Below are 19732 nucleotides of genomic sequence, written 5' to 3'. Positions count from 1 at the left end.
TTACACGACGCTGGGCTGGGCCTCCCTCTGGGCGACGGGGGTATCCGCGCTCGCCATCGGCGCGCGGCGGGCGTAGCGCTTCAGGGCAATGACGGTGAGGGCGGAGATGACGGTGCCGGTGGCGATGGCGACCAGGAACATCCCCAGGTTGCCGATGGCGAAGAACACAAAGATTCCGCCGTGCGGGGCCTGCGAGGTGACGCCCGTTGCCATACACAGCGCGCCCGTGACGGCGGCCCCCAGCATGCTCGCGGGGATCACCCGCAGCGGGTCGGCGGCGGCAAACGGGATGGCACCCTCCGAAATGAAGGAGGCCCCCAGCAGCCACGCGGCCTTGCCGTTCTCCCGCTCGGGCGGGCTGAACAGTCGGCGATTGAGCAGGGTGGCGAGCGCCATTGCGAGCGGCGGCACCATACCGGCGGCCATCACCGCGGCCATGATCTGCCACGGGGCCTGGTTATCGAGCGCCCCGGCCCCCAACCCGGCGACCGCAAACGAGTAGGCCACCTTGTTGACCGGTCCGCCCAGGTCGAACGCCATCATCAGGCCCAGGATGATGCCGAGCAGGACGGCGGAGGCCCCGGTCATCCCGGACAGCCAATCGTTGAGCGCGGTCGTGAGGGCGGCGATGGGCGCACCCAGCACCAGGAAGAGCAGGCCGGAGGCCACAATCGACGCGACGAGCGGAATAATCACCACCGGCATCAGCCCACGCAGCCAGCGCGGCACGGTGATCCGCCCGATGTACAGGGCCACCACGCCGCCCAGGAGACCACCGACGATTCCGCCGAGGAACCCGGCACCCATAAACACGGCCACGGCACCGGCGGTGAACCCGGGCGCGATGCCCGGCCGGTCGGCGATGCCGTAGGCAATGTAGCCAGCGAGGGCGGGGACGAGAAAGCCCATCGACAACTGGCCGATCTTGAAGGCTACCGCCCCGAGGTAGGTCAGCAGGCCGCCATCTGGCAGGTTACCGAGGCTGTTCTGTAGCACGATGCTGTCGGCGTGGTCGGTGATCTTGAAGCCGCCGAGGAGGAAGCCGAGCGCGATCAGCAACCCGCCGCCCGCCACAAACGGGATCATGTAGCTCACCCCGGTGAGCAGGGAACGTTTGAGCTGCTGGCCAACACTCTCGTGGGTATCCTCGGGATCTGTGGCGGCGTCACCGTCGGACACCGAACCGGCCACGCGGCGGGCGTGCGGGTCGGCGGCGGCGGCCAGTGCCTCCTCGATCATCACCCCGGGCTCGTCGATGCCCCGTTTGACGGGGGAGGAGATGACGGGCTTGCCTGCGAAGCGTTCGCGGCCGCGGACATCCACATCAACGGCAAAGATGACGGCCTCGGCGGCGGCAATCGTGGCGGCGGGCAGGGGGGTTGCCCCCGCGGAGCCCTGGGTCTCCACCTGGAGGTCGATGCCCCGCTCGGCGGCGGCGGCCACGAGCGAATCGGCGGCCATGTAGGTGTGCGCAATGCCGGTGGGGCAGGCGGTCACCGCGACGAGGTGGCGGGTGGCGGATGCCGGGGCTGGCTCCGGGGTGGGTGGCGGTGACACGGCCGCCGAAACCAGGTCAACCACCTCCGCGCCGCTCGCCGCCGAGCGCAGCGCCGCCGTGAACTCCTCCCTGAGTAGGGAGCGGGCCAGTTGCGAGAGAACCGTGAGGTGCGCCTGGTCGGCACCCTCGGGAGCTGCGATGAAAAAGACCAGGTCAGCAGGGCCATCCGGGGCGCCAAAGCTCACGGGTGGGGCGAGTCGCGCAAACGCGAGCGTGGGTTCGAGCACCGCCGCCGAGCGGCAGTGGGGGATCGCGAGGCCGCCCGGGATACCCGTGCTGGTCTTCGCCTCCCGGGCGAGGGCGTCGGCGGCGAGCCCCGCGACCTCGGTGGCGCGGCCAGTCGAGACGACCAGCCCGGCCAGGTGTCGAATAACGGCGGTGGGGTCCGACCCGATTGTGGCGTCGAGGGCCACGAGCTCGGGTGTAATGAGTGCGTTCACGATGCATCCTCCTTCTGGATGTGTGACGGTTACTGCGATGGTGATGCGGGCGCGGCCGGGTGAATTCGGGGGGCCGCGAGCGGGGTGACCGTGACGGCCTCCAGGCTGGTCTGAGATCGGGCGGGGACGGTTGAGCCGGGGAGGCCTGCGGCGGCGGCCCCGTGGGCGACCGCCTGGCGGAGCCGGGCCTCGGGGCCGCCACCCTCCGCGTGTGTGAGCAGGTAGCCGGCGAGCGAGGAGTCTCCCGCGCCGACGGTGCTGCGCGCCCGGATGGGCGGGGTCTGGGCGAGCCAGCTGCCCTCCGCGGTGGTCAGCACGGCCCCCTTCGAGCCGAGGGTGGCGAGCACCGCGCCCACGCCGCGCGCCACGAGGGTGCGGGCCAGGTCGGCCACGCGGGCGGGGTCGCCTTCCAGGCCAGCCGGGTCCGGGTATCCGGTGAGCTCGGCGAGCTCCTCGGCATTGGGTTTGATGAGGTCGGGGCTGGCGACAATGGCGGCGGCGAGTGGTGCACCCGAGGAATCCACCGCTACGAGCGGGCTCCGGTTGCCGAGGCGACCGCGCAGGGCGGCGGTGAGCGTGGCGTAGAAGTCGGCGGGAACCCCGGGCGGCAGGGATCCGGCCAGCACCAGCCAGGCGGCCCCGGTGGCGTGGCCCAGCACCAGGTCGATCAGGTTCTGCTGCTGTTCGGTACTCAGCTCGGGGCCGGGCTCATTGAGCTTGGTGGTGGTGCCATCCGGCTCCGTCACGGCCACGTTGCTGCGCAGTCGCGCACCGAGGGGCAGGCTCAGATGCGGGATGTTCTGCGCCCGTAATGCCCGCAACACCGGGTCGTCACCGTCCCCCGGCAGGATCGCGAGGCTCAGCACCCCGGAGGCACCGAGCGCGCGGCTGATGTTGACGCCTTTACCGCCCGGCTCCTCCCGTGAGGAGCGGCTGCGCTGCACCGCGCCGCGTTCGAGCGGCCCGGTGAGCTCGATTGTGCGGTCGAGGCTGGGGTTGGGGGTGAGCGTGACGATCATACGACCACCACCTCCACTCCCGCGTTGGCGAGGGCGTCGGCCAGTTCGGCGGCGGGCTCGGCATCCGTAATGAGCGCGTCGATATCGGTGAGGGCGGCGAAGCGCACGAGGGTTTCGCGGCCCAGCTTGGTGGAGTCAACGAGGGCGACGACCCGGCGCGCCGCGTGCACCATGGCCGACTTTGCGGCGGCCTCGGCGGCATCCGGTGTGCTCACCCCGAATCGGGGGTGGATGCCGTTGGCCCCGATAAACGCGATATCCGGTCGCAGCGCGTCGAGCTGTGCGGCCGTTGATGGCCCCACGATGGCGCTCGTAAGCCCGCGCACCCGCCCGCCCAGAACGTGCAGCTGGACGTCGGGGGCTGTCGCGAGTTTGGCGGCGATGGGCACGGCGTTGGTGATGACGAGAAGCTGGTCGCCGGGAGTGGCCGGGGCCCAGCCGGCCAGCAGGTCGGCGAGCCGCTCGGTGGTTGACCCGGAATCCAGGATGATCGACCCGGTGCTGCTGGAGGGAATCATGCGGAGCGCCGCCCGGGCGATTCGGTTTTTTTCGTCTTGCCGCCGGGCCTGGCGCTCGCCGATGCTGGCCTCGGCCAGGCTGAATCGGTCGATGGCGACGGCCCCGCCGTGCACGCGGCGCAGCTGGCGGGCCGCTTCGAGGGCATCCAAGTCGCGCCGCACGGTCTCGGGGGTGACGGCAAAGTGGGCGGCCAGCTGGGCCACGGTCTCGCGGCCCGACGTGGCGACCCGGTCGGCAATGAGCGCTTGACGTTCCTCGGCAAACACGGATACTCCTCAGCGGTGAGTGGGGCGGTGCGCACCGGCACCTTCCCCCGAACGCTACCTGTGTTTATCTGTTTTTGTCAAGCAAACGCAGATAAACGCAGATAAACGGGCATTGGTTGGTGTCGGTGCTGATCGTGAACTCCCGTGTCGTCCCCCGTGCACTCGCGCGTCCGATTCCCGCCAGACCGGGCGGCCGCGCTCGTGTGGACTTGTCCCCATGCAGACAACACCCACAGATACCGCTCGCCTCTTTCACGCCCTCCACACTCCGTCCCGGCCGCTTGCGCTCGTCACCGTGTGGGATGCCGCGAGTGCCCTGGTCGCCGAGGCCGCCGGTGCCCCCGCCCTCGCCACCACGAGCGCGGGGGTCTCCTGGTCACTCGGGTTTCCCGATGGCGACCAGCTCGACCGGGAGCGGGCGCTCGCGGCGGTTGCCCGGATCACCGCGGCGGTTCGCGTTCCGGTGACCGCTGATATCGAGACCGGCTACTCCGGGACGGACGCCGGAGTGGCGGATACCGTCGCGAGACTGCTGGCGGCCGGGGTGGTGGGGATCAACCTGGAGGATGGGGCGCACCCGCCGGGCGAGTGCGCCGCGCGGATTGAGGCCGCCCGCACGACCGCCGAACGGGCCGGGATTCCGCTGTTCATTAACGCCCGCACGGACGTGTTCCTCGGGGGCATCGGACCGGTCGAGGATCGGCTATCCGAGACCATTTCCCGGGCCGCCCGCTATGTGGCGGCCGGGGCCAGTGGGATCTTTGTACCCGGTGTTGTGGACCGCGAAACAATCGCTGCCCTCGTCGCCGCGATTCCGGTTCCCCTCAACGTGATGGTGGGGCCGGGCGCGCCGTCGGTTGCGGAACTTGGTGACCTGGGGGTTGCCCGGGCGAGCCTGGGCTCGGGGGTGGCGCAGGCCGCCTACGCCGTTGTGGCCCGCGCGACCCGGGAGCTGTGCACCGCGGGAACCTACGCCGCGGGTGAAACCCACCTCACCTACGGGGAGTTGAACGGCCTCGCGGCCGCTGCGGGTCGTCCGGTCGGGGCGACAATAGAGTCATGACTGCCGATCATGTCGATTCCCCCGCCCCCCCGGAGGGGGGCCGCCGCTCGCAGGGTGATGCCCTGTTTGCCGAGCGCTACCGGGCAATCAGCGCCAGGGACGAGCGGTTTGACGGGCAGTTCTACACCGCTGTCTCGTCAACCGGTATCTACTGCCGACCCTCGTGCCCGGCGCGGACACCCCGGGAGCGGAACGTCACGTTCTACCTCACCTCCGCCGCGGCGCAGGGTGCCGGGTATCGGGCCTGCAAACGCTGCCTCCCGGAGGCCGTGCCCGGTTCTCCCGAATGGGACCTGCGCCGCGACCTGACCGGGCGGGCGATGCGGCTGATCGCGGACGGTGTGGTGGATCGAGAGGGCGTGGTCGGCCTCGCCACGAGCCTCGGCTACAGCCCGAGGCACGTCCACCGGCTGCTCGTGGCCGAACTGGGGGCCGGGCCGCTTGCACTCGCCCGTGCGCGGCGCGCGCAGACGGCGCGGAGCCTGCTCCAGGGCACCGACCTGGGGGTGGCCGACATCGCGTTTGCGGCCGGGTTTGGCTCGGTGCGCCAGTTCAACGACACGATGCTGACGGTGTTTGCGGCCCGGCCCGGTGATGTGCGGAGAGGCTCCCGGTCCGAGCACCTCAGCCCCGGTGTGGGGCGGGGTCGGGCCGAGGCAGCCCCCCTCGTCCTCGGCCTCGCACTGCCCGTGCGCCAGCCCTTCGATGCTCCCGGCGTTTTTCGGTTTCTTGCGGCGCGCGCGATCCGCGGCGTCGAAGTTGTCGAGGGTGTCGAGCCTGGCCCGCTGCGCTACGCCCGCACGCTCACCCTGCCGCACGGCCCGGGGGCGGTCGAGGTGACGGCCACCCGTGTGGGTGGCTCGGGGTGGCGGTTGCGGGTGCGGCTGGAGCTGCCCTCGCTCGCCGACGTCGCCACCGCGGTGTCCCGCATCCGGCGAGCGTTTGACCTGGATGCCGACCCGGTCGCCGTCGATACCGCCCTGGCCGTGGACCCCCGCCTGGCCCCGAGTGTGGCGGGCACCCCCGGGATTCGGGTGCCGGGCACGGTGGACCCGCACGAGCAGGTGATCCGCGCCATCGTGGGACAGCAGATCTCCGTCGGGGCGGCCCGCACCCAGCTGAGTCGGCTCGCGGCGCGGGTGGGTGCGCCCTACGCGTCATCCTTCGCGGGTCTGTCTCTGGTGTTTCCCAGCCCCGCGCAGATCGTGGCCGGGGTGCCCGAGCCGGTGGCCGGTGAGCCGCTGGACCCGGATCGTCCGCTACGACTGCCCGGCGCGTCGCTACGTACCGTCGTGTCGGCTGCGCGGGACCTTGCCGACGGTACGCTACGGGTGGATGTGGGCTCCGAACCCGGTCGGCTGCGGGAGCAACTCGTGGCCCGGCGCGGAATCGGTCCGTGGACCGCCGCCTACCTCTCGATGCGGGCGCTCGGTGACCCGGATGCCTGGCTGGACGGCGACGTTGCCCTCGTCTCCGGGGCGGTCACCCTGGGCGTGCTGGACCCGGCCGGCCCGCGGCCACAGGCGCACCGCATCCTCGCTGAGCGGGCCCGCGCGTGGGCCCCGTGGCGCTCCTACGCGGCGATGCACCTGTGGCGGGCGTGAACCGGGCGGGGAGTTCGCACCCCGCCCGGTTGCTGCTGTCACAATCCGCTAGCTGGCGAGTCTGCGCTGCTTCCGCTGCACCACAATCCCGGCGACGATGCTCAGCGCCGCAACGGTGAGGCTCACGTAGAGCTCAACGCGGGTCTGGGGGTTGGGGTTAAACGTCATGTACCCGAGCAGACCCGAGAGGGCCACAATCACCAGCCAGGTGAGCCAGGGGTGGCCCCACATTCGGATGACCCCGCTGCCCGAGACGCTCTCGGGGAGAAGCGTGCGGCTGCGCAGCTGGGACACGGCGATCACAATCCAGACAAAGATTGCGGTGGCCCCGGTCGAGTTCACGAGGAACGCAAAGACGTAGTCCGGCACCGTGTAGTTGAGAATCACCGAGATGAGTCCCACAATCGCGGAGGCCAGGATTGCCACGTAGGGGGTGTTGCGTTTACCCACCCGGCGGAAAACCCTGGGGGCTTCGCCGCGCCCGGCCAGGGAGAACGCCATCCGGGATGCCGTATACAGCGACGCATTGAGCGTCGAGAGGAGGGCCGAGAGCACGATGATATCCATCGCCACACCCACCCCTGGAATACCCGTGTACTCAAGCGCCGTTACAAAGGGGCTGATCCCGGGGGTTATTTCGGTCCAGGGGACGAGAAGGATGATGATCGTCATCGAGCCGATATAGAAGAGGAGGATCCGCCAAACCACCGAGTTGACGGCCTTGCGCACGGCGGCCTGGGGGTGCTCCGACTCACCGGCCGCGATGGTGGCCACCTCGGCACCAAACATGGAGAAGATGACGGGGAGCAGGGCGGCAAAGACACCGCCAATGCCGAAGGGGAGGAACCCGCCAAAGTCTGCGGGGTTGAAGGACTCGTGCGCGCTCGGCACAATGCCGATCAGCAGCAGGACGCCAAAGAAGAGGAACACGATGATTGCGGTGATCTTGATCGAGGCGAACCAGAACTCGAACTCACCAAACGACTTGACCGAGATGAGGTTGATGGCCAGGAAGAGCAGGGTGAAGAAGAGCGCCGGAATCCACTGGTCCAGGTCGGGCAGCCACTTGGTGATGATCTTGGCCGCAGCGGTGGCCTCAATGCCGACCACGACAACCCAGAACCACCAGTACATCCACCCAATGGCGAGGCCCGCCCAGGGGCCGATAAACCGCGTCGCGTAGGCGGAGAAGGAACCCGTCTCGGGGCTGGCAGAGGCCATCTCACCGAGCATTCGCATCACGAGGATGACGACGACCCCGGCCGCGATGTAGGCGAAGATGACGCCGGGCCCCGCCGCCGTGATGGCGCTGCTCGACGCGACCAGCAGGCCCGCGCCGATGACACCGCCGAGGGCGATCATGGAGAGGTGACGCGGTTTGAGCGAGTGGGCCAGATGCGTGGAGCCGGCGAGGTCTTTCTCTGCGGCCGTAAACACGGCTGTTGTGGGTGGGGTGGTGGGTAGATTGGTTTCTGCGGGTTCCGCGGGGACAGTCACGAAGGCCTCACCTTTCGACATCGAATGTTGGTACAGGAGGGCCGCATGCACGCCGGTTCTGCGCGTGCAGACGTCTCCGGTGGTAGCAGAGCGTCGGCGACGGTTTAGTGTACCCCGACCGGGGTAAAGTGTTGTCCCCCGTGGGCGCGGCTAGGTGTACTGTCCTTCGCTGGGCAGTACACCTAACTGGGCAGTTCTCCCGGTTTGGCCGTGTTCCACCGCGGCGAGGGCAGGTTGACGAAGACGAGGGCGAAGGAGGCCACCGTCAGGTAACGCAGTGCCGGTTCCATCCCGTTGGCGCTCACCGACCGCCACATCTGGAACCACTCACCACCCACGGCCAGGAACCCGATACCGAAGATCACCACAATCAGTAGCAGCCCGGCGGTGGACCAGTTGCGTGCCGACTGGAACGTATCACCCCGAAATGCCCGCAGCCACTTGACGGTGGCCACGATCAGTACAATCGCGGCCACGGTCTCGGCCACAATAATGCCGATGTAGCCGATCACCTGGAGCGGTTCGAGGGCGACCGCGTGCCACATGACATCCGGGTCGAGGCCGATACCGGCATCCTGGCCGAAGTTGGTGTACTGCATCCCCATCACGTTGCGGACAAAATCCCAGTTGGTGTCCCAATCGGTGATATTGCCAAACGCGATGAGCGTGAGGATGAGGGCGTTCATGCCCGTGAAGACGGTGGCCACGAGCGGGAGGCCGCTCCAGCGGGTGACGGGACGGTGGCCGGATGCTGTGCTCATGAGTGTCTCCTGTGACCTGTGTGGCGAGGGCAGGGGGGCAGCCGCTGCCCGGATATGCGGCTATCCCCAGGGTAGCCGCCGGTGCGCCGATTCGCACAGGTTTATTCGACCGAACAGGGTTCCGGCCTGTTGGAGGCTCGGTCCGGTGGTGTCGATCTCACCTCCGGCCCGTGTGCGGGGGTCCTACCCCTCGGTGAATCCGTTCATGGTGCGGTAGCGCCGCGCCGAGCTCTCGCGGATGCGGACGACGTCTTGTGCGGCGGTGAGGGCGACCTCCCATTCAATCGAGTTGGCGGCCATCAACTCGTGTGCCACGCGCTTGACCTCGCGGGAGGGGGCCGGGACCCGCCGCTCCCTCCCCGCTTCCGCGGGTGGGGTCTGTACAACGGCGCGCGTGGCCCCGGCCCGGCGCCAGCTCACCAGGGTGAAGCCGGGGGGAACCGCCTCCCCATTGAGCACCTCGGTGGGGGATTCGGCGGTCACGGAGACCTCTTGCTCCGTGGAGCGGCCGCGTGAGCCGATGGGTTGTAGACGCAGGATGAACTCGGGCATTGCGCTCCTTGATCGAGGCAGGCATACATGGTAAATGGTACCAGTGATTACTTTTGGTTCGTGTCACGGTGGTGATCTTGCCGCGAGCGCGACCGCGGGTGGCGATGCCGTCGGGTTAGAGCGCGGTAACCCGCTCAACAATCACCCGGAGGGCGTCGGGGATAACCGTGTAGTAGGCCCAGGTGCCGCGCTTTTCCCGCGTCAGTAACCCGGCCTCGACCAGGATTTTGAGGTGGTGCGATACCGTGGGCTGCCCCAGGCCCAGGGGCTCTGTGAGGTCACAGACGCACGCTTCGCCGCGATCCTGGGCCGAAATAATGGAGAGGAGTTTGAGTCGAGCGGGGTCGGCGATGGCCTTGAGTGATTGCGCTAACGCCTGGGCCTCGGCATCGGCGATGATTCCGGCGGGGGTGCCGGGTGCGCACGCCGCGGCCGGGGAATTTTTGGTGAGCATCACGGAAGCGACTCCTCTCTATATTGACAAGCGTCGATGTATCCACAATACTTCTATATTGACACTTATCGATCTATTGTAGCCGATGGAGGCGACATGACCACCCCACGCTCCACCCCGGAGAAACCCCAGCTAGGAACGGTTGACCGGTTTCTTCCCGTGTGGATTATTGGCGCGATGGGGCTCGGTCTTGTGCTCGCCGTCTACGCCCCCGCGCTCGCAGATTTTCTTCACTCCTTCCAGATCGGTTCGGTCAGCGTGCCCATCGCGGTGGGCCTCCTGGTAATGATGTACCCGGTGCTTGCCAAGGTTCGCTACTCCGATGTTGCGGTGATCGCCGCGGATCGACGTTTGCTCTGGTCCTCCCTCCTCCTCAACTGGGTGGTCGGTCCCGCGCTCATGTTCACCCTCGCCTGGGCCCTTCTCCCCGACCTCCCCGAGTACCGGACAGGACTCATCATCGTGGGTCTCGCCCGCTGCATCGCGATGGTGATGATCTGGAACGATCTGGCCTGTGGGGATCGCGAGGCCGCGGCGTTTCTGGTGGCGATTAACTCGGTGTTTCAGGTGATTGCCTTTGCTGCCCTGGGCTGGTTCTATCTGCAGGTCCTCCCGGGCTGGCTGGGCCTCAGCACCACCACGGCGGAGTTCTCGATCTGGGCTATTACCGCCAGTGTTCTCATCTTTCTGGGCATTCCGCTGCTGGCCGGGTACCTCTCGCGTCGCCTGGGTGAGGCCCGCAGGGGTCGGGCCTGGTACGAGGAAACCTTCCTGCCGCGGGTGGGTCCCTTTGCCCTCTACGGGCTGCTCTTCACCATCGTCCTGCTCTTTACTCTCCAGGGGCAGCAGGTGATCGACCGGCCGATGGATGTCGCCCGCATCGCACTCCCGCTGCTCGCCTACTTCGCGGTCATGTTTGTCGTGGGTTTTCTCACCGGAAAGGTGGTGGGCCTCGCCTACGATCGCACGGCTACCCTGGCTTTTACCGCGGCCGGAAACAACTTCGAACTGGCCATCGCCGTCGCCGTGGGAACGTTTGGAGCAACCAGCGGACAGGCCCTCGCCGGTATCGTCGGGCCGCTCATCGAGGTGCCCGTGCTCGTGGCCCTGGTCTACGGTGCGCTGTGGCTGCGGCCGCGGGTATTCCCGCGGGAGGTGGCCTTCGCGCCCGGCCCGGATACCGTGCCCGCCGCATCCACCCGAAACCGTCCCTAATCCTGTCCGCTCTTTCCGAGAAATGAGGTCCTGATGACCACACCACCCACCGTTCTCTTTGTCTGCGTTCACAACGCGGGCCGCTCGCAGATGGCCGCCGGATACCTGGCCGCCCTCGCCGGTGACCGGGTGACCGTGCTCTCTGCTGGCTCCGAACCGAAAGACCAGATCAACCCGGTTGCCGTTGCAGCGATGGCCGAAGAGGGTATCGACATCGCGCAGAACATCCCGAAAATTCTGACCACGGAGGCCGTCCAGGAGTCGGATGTGGTCATCACGATGGGCTGCGGGGACACCTGCCCCTTCTTCCCCGGCAAACGCTACGAAGACTGGGCCCTCGACGATCCGGCCGGGCAGGGCATCGAGGCGGTTCGGCCGATTCGCGACGAGATTAAGCGCCGCATTCAGTGCCTGCTTGCCGAGATCCTTCCGGCGCACCCGTGACCCCCACCCCTCGAAAAAGTGAGAAAAGGAAAAGATCATGACCCTCGTTGATGTTGCTCTGAGCGTTCGCCCCACAGACCGGCTGACCGGCCTTCCCGTGGCCGTTATTGGTGCCGGACCCATCGGGCTGGCTGCGGCGGCGCAGCTGCGGGAACGAGACCTGGATGTTGTTGTGCTGGAAGCCGGTGATTCTGCGGGAACCGCCGTGGCGGCCTGGGGGCACACCCGACTCTTTACCCCCTGGTCCTACCTGATTGACGAGGCCGCGGCCCGGCTGCTCGACGCAACCGGGTGGAACGCTCCACAGGCGGAGAAGATCCCCTTCGGTCACGAACTCGTGACCGAGTACCTGGAACCGCTGGCCCGCACCGCGCAGCTGGAACCGATCATCCGCTACGGACAGCGCGTTGTGGCGGTCTCGCGGCAGGGTATGGACCGTACCCGGTCGGTCGGCCGGGAAGCTGCCCCTTTTGTTCTGCGGGTGAAGACCGTGGAGGGCACCCACGAGGTGCTGGCCCGGGCCGTTATTGATACCTCGGGAACCTACTTCAGCCCCAATAAGGTCATCTCCAGTGGCCTTGATCCGATTGATGCTGATGCCGTGAACGAGTACATGACGCACGCGCTTCCGGATGTGCTGGGCGCGGATCGCGCTCGGTTTGCCGGAAAACGAACTCTCGTGGTGGGGGCTGGTCACTCTGCCGCCAACACGCTCCTCGCCCTTGCCGAGTTGGCAACTGAGGTGCCCGAAACGCGTGTGATCTGGGCGATCCGGTCCGCGAACCCCGCACGGGTCTACGGGTCTGCCGCAGATGAGCTGGCCGCCAGGGGGCAGCTCGGCGGGCTGGTGCGATCCCTCGTTGATGACGGGAGAATTGAACTCATTGACGGGTATGAGATCGACACGATTGTGCGGGGGGATGATCACGCCGTGAACGTTGCCGGTCGCCGTGGCGGCGCATCCGTGACCATCGTGGCCGACACGGTGGTCAACGCGACGGGTTTCCGCCCCGACCTCGACATGCTGCGGGAGATCCGTCTGTCGCTGGACAGTATTGTGGAGGCCCCCGCCATCCTCGCGCCGCTGATTGACCCCAATCTGCACAGCTGTGGAACCGTCTATCCGCACGGTGTCGTGGAGCTTGCCCACCCGGAACCCAACTTCTTTATTGCGGGGATGAAGAGCTACGGGCGGGCGCCCACCTTCCTGCTTGCCACCGGGTATGAGCAGGTCCGGTCGATTGCCGATGAGCTGGCCGGTAATTATGAGGCTGCCCGCACCGTTGACCTGGTCCTCCCCGAGACGGGTGTGTGTAACGCCGCGCTGCCCCGGGAGGATGGAACGGTTACTGCGGCAACGGTCGTTGAGGGCGGGTGCTGTAGCTAGCCTCCTCGGGGGATTTTGTGCAACACGCGGGGAAAAGATCGTCGATGTGTGAGGAAAAGTCACCCGTGGTGGGGGACGGGGAGAGAGGAGGGGGAGCGACACGTTCAGACGGGATATGAAGGTCCCGTGCAGCGAACTATAAGTGTGTAAAATTACGATTACTCGCATGGCCAGTCTTGATGATGGCTTGGTGGTGCATCCCTCACCACCTGTGAAGAACGGCGCGACCCCCCAGTTGCGTCGAAGCGAGTCGCGCTCCTCGTAGGAGCGCTTGATTCCGACAATCGTCACCCGCCCGGCAGTCCCCTAACTCCCCGGCCCGGTGGCGATTGTTGTGTCCGCAACACTCACCGGCGTACAAAAACGAGGAGTGGCTTAACTTGCTGGCCGTGGGGGTGTCAGATGAATAGCCACGCCTCTCTGCGCGTGCCCAGTGAGTTTTCTGGGAGCCTTCGAGGTGTCATTGACACCGCGGCCAGGATAATTTAATGTTATTAAATAATGTCTGAGGGGGCGCGAAATGGGGCGCGTTACGTCCTCGTCTGTACGTGTGCAGACGAGGAACGGCTATCGCAGCCGGTAGCCCTTTCGTGCGGGGCCCGGCTCCCGCGCGCGGTCACAGGCGAAAAATCTCTCCATCGAGAAAACGTTGTAAGAGTTGGGTCAGATCAACGTTATTAACCTGACAGAGCTGTGGGATCGGCATCACCCGAGCCCGTCGCGCGTGCCTACTCGTGAGGGACGCGGAAGCACGTCTGTCGCGTTTACTAACTAACGAGGGGAAACTTAGATTACGTGAATACATCACAACGCCGTCGAACGGGCCAGAGCCTGTTCTCGAAAACGGCTTCTCGGGCTCTGGCCCTGACCGTGACGGGGGTGCTGGCTCTGGGGAGCCTGGCGCTGCCCGGGACGGCCGCGCAGGCCTATCAGGGGGCCGGATCGACCGTGACAGGGGTCAACGTTCTGACGCAGCCGAATGGGCTGACCGTGACGGCCACCCCAACCCCAAAAAGTGGGTCAACCTATTCGTTGGTGACAGCCCGTTCAAACGTGGCTGGGCTGTTCACGAGCCCCAATTATGCTTTCCGTGATACTCCCAGGTTTTCGCTGGATGGTACAACAACCTATGGCGGCTGGGATACCTGGAATGATACTGGCAATATTGAGCTGGCGTTTAGTCGGCCCGTGCTGAACCCGCGGCTGCATCTCTTCAGCCTGAGCAGTTCAGGCTTTTCTGCGATGACCGATCAGTCTATGGCGGCTCGGTTGACGGTGGTCTCGGGGAGTCCGGCCACACCGACGCTCACGCCGGTGTCCGGGTTAGCGGGCTGGGAGGTGACGGATTCCATGGTGAGCCCGCAGAGTAATGGGGTTTATGGTGGCGAGAGCGAGTCGTGTGAGGTTTCTGTGGCGTTTCCCACGGCTTCACCTTTCGCGTGTGGCACGGTAGAACTCACCGGAACGGTGCAGAGCGTGGATTTCTCGTTGGAGGCCTTGTCTCACCAGTTACGCGGAGTGTCGAGCCCGACGACGACTCTTCCCAATATCCGTTTCGCGGTGACGGTGGATGAGGATTTGGCGGGTGGTAACACGGCGCTGCCGGCGTCATATGGTTCTGCGTCGCATGTGTCTACGGGTTTGAGCCTGGGCGCTGGTGTGACTGCGGATGCGACGAACACGGCATCATCTGGTTCTGTGGCGACGGTTCAGAGCACGGACGTGAATGATGCGTTGTCGTCTGTTCCTGCCGGGAAGGTGGGTCAGGATTACACGGTGAGTGGTGTAGCCGTGAACGGTCTGTTGGCTGGTCACTCGGCGACGTCAACGTTGTGGGTGGACGGTAACCGGAATGGCACGTTTGATACGGGCGAGAAGGTTAGTGTCACGGGTGGGAACGGGAATACGTCGTTCACGATTCCTGGTTCGGCGATGACGTCTGCTGGTACGACGTGGTTGCGGTTACGGACCACGGAGAACGCGGCGCAGGCTGCGAGTGCGACGGGTTTCGCGGATTCTGGTGAGGTTGAGGATTGGCCGTTAACGATTGCGGCTGCGTCAGCACCCTCGATGTCGTCTCCTGCCGCTGGTGCTGTGTTAACGACGACGACACCGACGTTTACGGGTTCGGGTGCCGTTGCTGGTCTCCCGGTAGAGGTTCGTCTGGCTGATGGCACGGTGGTGTGCACCGTTGTGGCTGCTGCGGATGGTTCCTGGTCCTGCCCGGCTACTGTGGCGTTGCCGCAGGGGGCTTCAACGTTGACCGCGTTCGTAAAGGATGCCGGTGGGACGAGTTCCCCCGCGGGCACCTCTGTGGCTGTGTCGGTAGACACAATTGCCCCGGATGCGGTGACTCTGGCACCCTCGAACGGTCAGGCGGCGACCGGTGGCCCAATCGCGGCGACGGACACTGTTGCGGTGACGACTGGTGCCGGGGCTGTTATCCCGGGGTCCACGGTCATGAACCCGGATGGCACGTTTACGTTTACGCCGAGCACCCCCATTGCGGATGGTACGACGGTGACGGTGACGGTGACGGATGCGGCGGGTAACGCTGCGGCACCGGTATCGTTCACGGTTGATGCTGTGGCCCCGGCTGCTCCGACGGTGAACCCCACGAACGGTTCCGTGGTGCGTGGTACGGCGGAGGCGGGTTCCACGGTCACGATTACCGATGGTGCCGGTACTGTGCTGGGCACGACAACGGTGACCGCGGGGGGAAGCTATCAGCTTCCGTTTAGTCCGGTGATCGCGGACGGTACGTCCGTGCGGATGACCGTGACGGATGCGGCGGGTAATGTCTCCCCGACGGGTGCAACGACGGTGAACGCTGCCGCGGTTGTGCCACCTCTGGTGACTCCCTCGCAGGGTGATGTGGTGAGTGGTTTTGGTGTTGCCGGGACCACGATTACCGCGACTCTGCCCGGTGGCGCGAAGCTGACGACGACCGTGAAGCCGGATGGTACCTGGTCGATTCCGCTGGCCCCCGCGCTGAACGAGGGGGAGTCTGTGACGGTTGTCGCGACGAACCCCGAGGGCACGGACTCCGCGCCGGTGACGACGACTATTGACCAGACGGCTCAGACGGCTCCGACGGTTGCGCCGTCTAACGGCACCCGGTTTACGGGTGGCCCGGTGGAGTCCGGTGCTGTTGTGACGATTGTTGATGGTGCGGGTCTGCCCATCCCGGGAACCCTCACGGTTGATGTGGATGGCACGTTTACGTTCATCCCGGACACGGCTCAGGGTGATGGCAGTGTGGTGCGTGTGGTCGTGACCGACCGTGCGGGTAACGCGTCGGCACCGGTTCAGGCCGTTATTGACGCGACTGCTCCTACGGCGGCTTCGGTGAATCCGACGAATGGTCAGGTTGTCGGTGGCACGGCTGAAGCGGGGTCCACGGTCACGATCACGGATGCGAACGGCACCGTTCTTGGTGAGACTGTGGTGGATGGTAGCGGCACGTATGCGATGCTTTTCACCCCGGCGATCCCGGATGGAACTACCGTCTCGATCTCGGTGACGGACGCTGTGGGTAATGTATCGGCACCTTCTACGACAACCGTGAATGCTGCTCCGGTGGATGCCCCCGTGGTGAACCCGTCGAATGGTGACACCCTGTCGGGCACCGGCGTTGCGGGGACGACGATTACCGCGATCCTCCCCGGAGGTGTGGAGCTGACGGCGACGGTGAAGGCGGACGGTACCTGGGTGATCCCGGTGGCCCCCGCGCACACCCTGAACGAGGGCGAGTCGATGACGGTTGTCGCGACAAACCCCGAGGGCACGGACTCTGAGCCCGTGGCCGTTGTGGTGGATCAGACCGTTCCTGTTGTGCCCACGATTGGCACGTCCAATGGTGTGACCGTCGAGATTGGTGCGGTCGAGGACTGCGCAACCGTGACGGTTGTTGATGGTAACGGCACGCCGATCCCGGGGACGTTGACGACGAACCCGGATGGGTCCACGATGTTTACGCCCGATGTTCCTCTGACCGAGGGCAGCGCCGTGAGCGTGATCGTGACGGATGCTGCGGGTAACGCGGCACCGGCGGCACCGGTGACGGTGGACACGATCGTTCCGACGGCTCCCGTTGTGGAGCTGGGTAACGGTTCTGTCGTGGCCGGTACGGGTGAGGCGAACTCGCTCGTGACGATCACCGATCAGGACGGTACCGTGCTCGGCACGGTCCGGGTGGGTGCTGATGGCACGTTTGCGTTGCCCTTTACCCCGGTGATCGCGGATGGCACCGTGCTGACCGTGACGCTCACGGATGCCGCGGGCAACGTCTCGGCTACGGCGACCACGACGGTGGATGGCTCGGCCGTTTCGGCACCCTCCGTGAAGCCCTCGACCGGTGAAACACTTGCCGGGACGGCTCTGCCGGGTGGAACCGTGACGGCGACCCTGCCGGATGGTACGGAGCTGACGACGACGGTGAAGCCGGATGGTACGTGGTCAATTCTGGTTGCCCCTGATTACACGCTGGTGGATGGCGAGAAGATTCTCGTGACCGTGCAGAATCCTGCCGGTACGGTGTCTGAGCCGGTCACGGTTGTGGTGGATCAGACGGCTCCGGCTGTTGCTGCGGTGAAGCCATCGAATGGTTCCGTGGTGACCGGTGGTGTTGTTGAGGCTGGTGGCACGGTGATCGTTCTGGATGAGAACGGTGACAGTGTTGACGGTGAGTTGACGATCAACCCGGATGGCACGTTCGTGTTCGTCCCGGCCACGCCGGTAGCTGATGGGGAGGTGTTGGAGGTCATCCTCGTGGATGCCGCTGGCAACCGCTCGGAATCTGTGTCCACCACGGTAGACGCTTCGGCCCCGAAGGCACCTGTGGTCAGCACGACGGATGGTTCCCGGGTGACCGGCACCGCCGAGCCGGGTTCGACGATCACGGTTCGGGACGACTCGGGTCGCGTGATTGGTACGGGTACCGCCGGTGCTGATGGCCGCTTCGACGTGGCGCTGAACCCTGTTCAGCCCGCTGGTAGCCGCATCTCGATCTCGGTCACCGACGCCGCGGGCAACACCACAACATCCGTTGTGACGGTTGTTGACGCACGCGGCACCGGTGACGGTGTTGCGGGTGGCCTCGCGCTGACCGGTGCTGAGGGTGGCCTGGCCACCGTGTCGCTGGCGCTACTGGCGCTGGCCGCCGGTACCGCGCTCGTGGCAGCACGCCGCCGCCGTGGCACGCGTGACGAGCTGAGCTCGTCACAGCACTCGCTCTAACGAGCACCGCATGTGGGGGCCGGGGCTGGGCCCGGCCCCCACACGCTTTTGACGCATCACAGTAGAGGGAACACACGATGACATCACACGACGGAAAACGTCTCACAGAAGACGAATTCGCCGAACGCTTCTCGCGCACTATGGGGCCGCTGTCCCGCTACGCCCTGTCGGTTGCGGGGGACCCGGTTGTCGCTGAGGATGTGGTGGGCGATGCCTTCCTCGCGCTCATGGCGTCGCTACGTCGCGGGGTGGGACCCACCGCCGAAAACTTTGAATCCTACGTTCGTGTGAGTATTCGCAACGAGATCGTGAGTCAGCGCCGCCGACTGCGCCACGAGATCCAGGTGGATGACCTGACCGAGGTGACCGATCACAGCCTCCCGGCATACACCCCCGAGGTGGCCGAACACACCTGGAACGTGACCGCCATCCGCGCGGCCTTCACTGAGCTGCCGACCCGCAGTCAACAGGTGCTGTACCTGAGCGAGGTGGAGGATCGAAAAACCGCCGATATCGCACGCTTGCTAGGTCTGAGTGAGAGCTCCACCTACGTGGTGACGCACCGCGCCCGTGAGGCGCTGCGGGTCAGCTACCTGGTGCACACCACTCCGGAGGACGCCGTGTGCGGTCGCTTTGACCGCGCCCGCCTGGCCGCGTTTGCCCGGGGCCGGGCTCCCGCCCGCCGGGCCGAGAACATTGAGAACCACCTCGCCGACTGCGCGACGTGTGCGGCGACGGTTCGTCGGATGCGCGCGCTACGACTCCCCATCGCCGCCCTCACCGTGGTGGGTCTCTCCGGGTCACTCGCGCAGGTCGCCTCGCTGGCACCGGCAACGCCGCTGCAGGCGCTGATTACCCGGCTCACCACCACCCGATTGTGGGGTCTGATGGGTGGAAGTGTGTCGAGCCCCTCAGCCCTGGGCTCGATCATTACTCTTGTGGCCGCAGTGGTTCTCGTTACCGGTGGTGTTGCCGTGGCCCTGTCCGGTACGGCGGGGGCGCAGGAAGATCTGAGCGTTCCGGTGGATGATGGCCGGGGCGACACCACTGTCTCCGCGCCCGCAGAATCCGACGCTCAGGTCCAGGCGGGTGAGCCACGCGGCAGCCAGGACGCCGTTGCGGATTTTGACCCGGCTGTGCAACCCGATGGGAGTACGACCGACTCGGTGGGTGGAGGCTTCGGCGCCCAGAACCTGGGCAGCCGTCTGGGCCTGCTGCCGGAGCGGGAGAACGGAGAGGAGGGGGCCTGCCTGGTTCCCGCACAGTTACTCACCGCATCCGGGCCGGTCTCGGCCACCTGGGACGCGCCCTCGGAGGATTTCCTGTTCGGAAAGCCACTCAGTCGCATTGACCTGACGGTGGTGAATCGGGGCGGGGGCTCCGACTACCGCGTTGAGGTTCTGCCGGGAGACGGGGTCGCCTTCGACCTCCTGCCCGCTGGCTGCACCCGGGTGGAGGGGGTGGCGACGTGCGCTCCGACGGCGGCTCAGGCCTCAGCCGGCACGTACACGCTCAGCTTTACGGCCACCGTGTTGCCGGGTGCCGACTCTCGCCTGCCCGCGGTGCGGGTGGTCACGGGTTCGCTCTCTGCTGCATCACTCTCGCCTTCGTGAGGGTGGTGGTGCACAGGGTGGGGGCATCGGGCGCAAATTTTTTGTCTCTTCGTGTAATGATGCGGCTGGTTTCTCGCTACTGATTGAATGCCTATGAAATTG

Annotated in this window: 14 protein-coding genes; 7 read left to right on the top strand and 7 right to left on the bottom strand. The window is 66.2% G+C overall.

All coding sequences use genetic code 11. From position 1 onward, the window contains the following. Genes FB466_RS04315 through FB466_RS04305 form a run of 3 tightly spaced genes read right to left on the bottom strand, consistent with a single transcriptional unit; the run spans window position 1 to window position 3802 of the window. On the bottom strand, window positions 1–1998 hold the full coding sequence (locus FB466_RS04315; RefSeq protein WP_141916142.1) for a PTS fructose transporter subunit IIABC: 1998 nt from the start codon (window positions 1996–1998) through the stop codon (window positions 1–3). A gap of 29 nt (window positions 1999–2027) precedes the next feature. After that, a complete protein-coding gene (locus FB466_RS04310) occupies window positions 2028–3017 on the bottom strand; it encodes a 1-phosphofructokinase family hexose kinase (protein ID WP_141916141.1) in 990 nt (329 codons plus the stop codon). Further along, window positions 3014–3802 carry a DeoR/GlpR family DNA-binding transcription regulator gene (locus FB466_RS04305; protein ID WP_141916139.1) on the bottom strand — a complete coding sequence of 263 codons (789 nt, stop codon included), beginning with the start codon at window positions 3800–3802 and terminating at the stop codon, window positions 3014–3016. The genes FB466_RS04310 and FB466_RS04305 overlap by 4 nt, the downstream gene beginning before the upstream one ends. 217 nt (window positions 3803–4019) lie before the next feature. On the opposite strand from FB466_RS04305, the gene FB466_RS04300 reads away from it, so the two are divergent. Together FB466_RS04300 and FB466_RS04295 are read left to right on the top strand one after the other, a co-directional pair. After that, entirely contained in the window at window positions 4020–4865 is an 846-nt protein-coding gene (locus FB466_RS04300) for an isocitrate lyase/PEP mutase family protein (protein ID WP_141916137.1), read from the top strand. After that, window positions 4862–6469 carry a DNA-3-methyladenine glycosylase 2 family protein gene (locus FB466_RS04295; RefSeq protein WP_141916135.1) on the top strand — a complete coding sequence of 536 codons (1608 nt, stop codon included), beginning with the start codon at window positions 4862–4864 and terminating at the stop codon, window positions 6467–6469. The genes FB466_RS04300 and FB466_RS04295 overlap by 4 nt, the downstream gene beginning before the upstream one ends. Before the next feature lie 48 nt (window positions 6470–6517). On the opposite strand, the gene FB466_RS04290 is transcribed toward FB466_RS04295, so the two are convergent. The 4 genes from FB466_RS04290 to FB466_RS04275 form a co-directional block, all read right to left on the bottom strand. Further along, window positions 6518–7966, bottom strand: a complete 1449-nt coding sequence (locus FB466_RS04290) for an amino acid permease (protein WP_246054515.1) — start codon at window positions 7964–7966, stop codon at window positions 6518–6520. 182 nt (window positions 7967–8148) lie between these two features. After that, entirely contained in the window at window positions 8149–8727 is a 579-nt protein-coding gene (locus tag FB466_RS04285) for a DUF2165 domain-containing protein (RefSeq protein WP_141916131.1), read from the bottom strand. Window positions 8728–8910: 183 nt separating this feature from the next. Beyond that, window positions 8911–9279, bottom strand: a complete 369-nt coding sequence (locus FB466_RS04280; protein ID WP_141916130.1) for a hypothetical protein — start codon at window positions 9277–9279, stop codon at window positions 8911–8913. A gap of 115 nt (window positions 9280–9394) precedes the next feature. Next, window positions 9395–9733, bottom strand: coding sequence for an ArsR/SmtB family transcription factor (locus FB466_RS04275; RefSeq protein ID WP_141916128.1), 339 nt, complete (start codon window positions 9731–9733; stop codon window positions 9395–9397). 96 nt (window positions 9734–9829) lie between these two features. Here FB466_RS04275 and arsB point away from each other — a divergent pair, with 96 nt between their 5' ends. From arsB to FB466_RS04250, 5 genes are all read left to right on the top strand, one after another. Continuing rightward, window positions 9830–10948: an ACR3 family arsenite efflux transporter gene (gene arsB, locus FB466_RS04270; protein WP_141916127.1), complete on the top strand. Its 1119-nt coding sequence runs from the start codon at window positions 9830–9832 to the stop codon at window positions 10946–10948. 33 nt (window positions 10949–10981) lie between these two features. Further along, a complete protein-coding gene (locus tag FB466_RS04265; protein ID WP_141916125.1) occupies window positions 10982–11392 on the top strand; it encodes an arsenate reductase ArsC in 411 nt (136 codons plus the stop codon). Between the two features lie 37 nt (window positions 11393–11429). Continuing rightward, on the top strand, window positions 11430–12779 hold the full coding sequence (locus FB466_RS04260; protein WP_141916124.1) for an FAD-dependent oxidoreductase: 1350 nt from the start codon (window positions 11430–11432) through the stop codon (window positions 12777–12779). A gap of 795 nt (window positions 12780–13574) precedes the next feature. Continuing rightward, the gene (locus tag FB466_RS04255; protein WP_141916122.1) at window positions 13575–18017 is read left to right on the top strand and encodes an Ig-like domain-containing protein; all 4443 of its coding nucleotides are present in this window, start codon (window positions 13575–13577) and stop codon (window positions 18015–18017) included. A gap of 77 nt (window positions 18018–18094) precedes the next feature. Further along, window positions 18095–19630 (top strand): RNA polymerase sigma factor, encoded by a 1536-nt coding sequence (locus FB466_RS04250; protein WP_141916120.1) that lies wholly within the window; start codon window positions 18095–18097, stop codon window positions 19628–19630. The last annotated feature ends 102 nt before the right edge of the window (window positions 19631–19732 follow it).

It is taken from the genome of Klugiella xanthotipulae (assembly GCF_006716695.1).
In the GTDB taxonomy this organism is placed as follows: Bacteria; Actinomycetota; Actinomycetes; order Actinomycetales; family Microbacteriaceae; genus Klugiella; species Klugiella xanthotipulae.
This window is presented reverse-complemented; position numbering and strand designations above follow the sequence as displayed.